This window comes from Rhodopseudomonas sp. BR0C11 (assembly GCF_010820945.1).
Taxonomy (GTDB): Bacteria; Pseudomonadota; Alphaproteobacteria; order Rhizobiales; family Xanthobacteraceae; genus Rhodopseudomonas; species Rhodopseudomonas palustris_H.
The window spans coordinates 1-438 of the sequence record NZ_QTKI01000853.1 but is presented as its reverse complement, the minus strand read 5'-3'; the positions used below and the strand labels follow the sequence as shown (position 1 = coordinate 438).

At 65.1% G+C, this 438-nt stretch carries 1 protein-coding gene; it reads left to right on the top strand.

All coding sequences use genetic code 11. From position 1 onward, the window contains the following. Positions 1-23 precede the first annotated feature (23 nt). Positions 24-438: D-alanyl-D-alanine carboxypeptidase family protein (locus DYI24_RS27780; RefSeq protein WP_502706403.1), on the top strand; the 415-nt coding region annotated here is incomplete at its 3' end.

The following is a 438-nucleotide window of genomic DNA, read 5'->3' as shown; positions in this document are numbered from 1 at the left end:
TCACCAAGCTACTGACACTGTAAGTGACGCTGCAGGCGGTGAAGCAGGGCCGCATCACGCCGGACACGCTGCTGACGGTGTCGCCGATCGCCTCGGCGCAATCGCCCTCGAAGATGGGCTTCCGCGCCGGCACCCAGCTCACCGTCGACAACGCGCTGAAGATGATGATGGTGAAGTCGGCCAACGACATGGCCGTGGTGCTGGCCGAAGGCGTCGGCGGTTCGATCGACGGCTTCTCGGCGATGATGAACGATACCGCGGCGCGGCTCGGAATGACGCAGACCCACTACGTCAATCCCAATGGCCTGCCCGCCGATGAGCAGGTGACCTCGGCGCGCGACCTCGCGATCCTCGCCCGCGCCATCATCCGCGACCTGCCCGAATACGAATACTACGTCCACATTCCGGCGATCCCCTTCGGCAAGCGGGTGACGCGGA